The 2,218-nt window shown below is 65.9% G+C and carries 2 protein-coding genes; both read left to right on the plus strand.

The features are described from left to right. Positions 1 to 102: 102 nt before the first annotated feature. Positions 103 to 618: a cytochrome c oxidase subunit II gene (locus SD626R_RS02875; protein WP_092563215.1), complete on the plus strand. Its 516-nt coding sequence runs from the start codon at positions 103 to 105 to the stop codon at positions 616 to 618. Further along, on the plus strand, positions 615 to 2,218 hold a 1,604-nt coding region (locus SD626R_RS02880; protein ID WP_092563218.1), incomplete at its 3' end, for a b(o/a)3-type cytochrome-c oxidase subunit 1. The genes SD626R_RS02875 and SD626R_RS02880, both read left to right, overlap by 4 nt.

Below are 2,218 nucleotides of genomic sequence, written 5' to 3' on the forward strand. Positions count from 1 at the left end.
ACGCTCATCGGGATCTACTTCGTCATCCTGCTGCTCGCGTGGGTGTACATCTATTACATCGAGTTCCTCGGGCGGGATCTGGTCGTCGTGGGGTGATCACGCATGCACATTCACGCCTACGAGAAGCTCTGGCTGGCGGCGTCGATCCTCCTGATACTGCTGCTCATCGGCTCGGTCACGTACGGCGCCGTGGGTCCCGGCGTCGCGATGGTCGCCGACGGCGAGCCGACGGTGAACGCCCAGGCGCTCGACGAGGACGAGCGGTTCTCCGAGCCGCGCGTCGAGCGGGTCGGCGAAAACGAGTACGCGGCGTACGTCGTCGCCTACCAGTTCGGGTTCGAGCCGAGCCCGATCGTCGTCCCCGAGGACAGCACCGTCACCTTCTACGTCACCTCCAGGGACGTGATCCACGGGTTCGAGGTGGTCGGCACGAACGCGAACACGATGGTCGTCCCCGGCGAGGTCTCCGAGCTCACCGTCGAGGTCGACGGCTCCGAGGAGTACGGGCTCATCTGTAACGAGTACTGCGGCGCCGGCCACCACGTGATGGAGGGGAAGGTGAACGTCGTCAGTCAGGCCGAGTTCGAAGAGCGGAACGACGGAGGTGACGGCGCGTGAGCGACGCCATCGAGGCCGAGCGGTCCTTCGTCGACAAGTTCCCCGACGAGGCGCGCGTCGTCCGCGCAGCCCTCCTCAGCTCCTTCTTCGCGCTAACGCTCGGCGCGATCTTCGGGATCGTTCAGACGCTCCACCGGACCGACGTGGCGCGGATCATTCCGTCGACCGACTACTACACCGTGCTGACCGCCCACGGCGTCTTCATGGTGATCAGCTTCACCATCTTCTTCCTCGTGGGGCTGTTCACGTGGGCGGTGACCCGGAGCCTCGACCGGCCGCTCGTCGACATCCGGATCACGTGGACGTGGTACGCGATCATGGCGGTCGGGATGACGATGACCGGCGTCTCGATCCTCGCCGGCTTTTTCCCCGCGCTCGACATGAGCGCGGACGTCCTCTTCACGTTCTACGCGCCGCTGCAGGCGCATCCCCTGTTTTACACGGGCCTCGCCGTCTTCATCGTCGGCTCGTGGATCGCCGGCGCCGACTGGTTCCGGACGTTCCTCGCGTGGAAGCGCGAGCACCCCGACGACCGGATCCCGCTGCAGACGTTCATGGTGCTGACGACGATGGCGATGTGGTACATCGCGTCGTCGGCGGTCGCGGCGTCCGTCCTCCTCTTCCTCCTGCCGTGGTCGCTCGGCTTCATCGACCAGGTGAACCCGACGCTCACCCGGACGCTGTTCTGGTTCTTCGGCCACCCGGTGGTGTACTTCTGGCTGATGCCGGCGTACATGCTGTGGTACACTGTCCTCCCGAAGATCGCCGGCGGGCGGCTGTTCAGCGACCCGCTCGCGCGCGTCGTCTTCGTGCTGTTCCTCCTGCTGTCGACCCCGGTCGGCATCCACCACCAGTACCTCGACCCCGGGATCGCCGAGGGATTCAAGTTCATCTCGATGACGAACACGATGTTCCTGTTGTTGCCGAGCCTGCTCACGGCGTTCACGGTCGTCGCGAGCGTGGAGTACGGCGCCCGACAGCGCGGCGGGACCGGACTCTTAGGCTGGCTCACCGACCTCCCGTGGCGCAAGCCCGAGTTCACCGGGATGATGCTCGCGGGGCTGATGTTCGCCGCCGGCGGCTTCTCCGGCATGGTGAACGCCGGCATGAACATCAACTACATGATCCACAACACGATCTGGGTGCCGGGGCACTTCCACCTCACCGTCGGCACCGCCGTCGCGCTCACGTTCATGGCCGCGACCTACTGGATCTGGCCGCAGATCTCCAACAAACCGATCTACAGCCGCCCGATCGGGCTGTTCCAAGTCGTCCTCTGGTTCATCGGGATGGCGCTGATGTCGAACGCGATGCACGCCCAGGGGATCATGGGCGTGCCGCGCCGGACGGCGGAGCCCGAGTACAGCGGCTTCGACTACCCGACGATGTTCGGCGGGTTCGAGGAGCTCAACATTCAGATCGCGATCGGCGGGACGCTGCTGTTCGTCTCGACGGTCCTGTTCATCGGGAACCTCGTGCTCACGATGGGGAACCCGAAGGTGTCCGGGCTCGCCGAGTCGCTGCCGCCGGCGCTGTCCGGGCCGGACGACGCGCCGCCGGTGCTCGACAGCCTCCGGCTCTGGGTCGGGATCGCGCTGAC

The sequence above is a fragment of the Halorubrum sp. SD626R genome, assembly GCF_001261915.1.
Classification (GTDB): Archaea; Halobacteriota; Halobacteria; order Halobacteriales; family Haloferacaceae; genus Halorubrum.

Bases quoted from the DNA above. Each gene is read 5' to 3' on its own strand.
- SD626R_RS02875 (WP_092563215.1), top strand. From the start codon at position 103: ATGCACATTCACGCCTACGAGAAGCTCTGGCTGGCGGCGTCGATCCTC.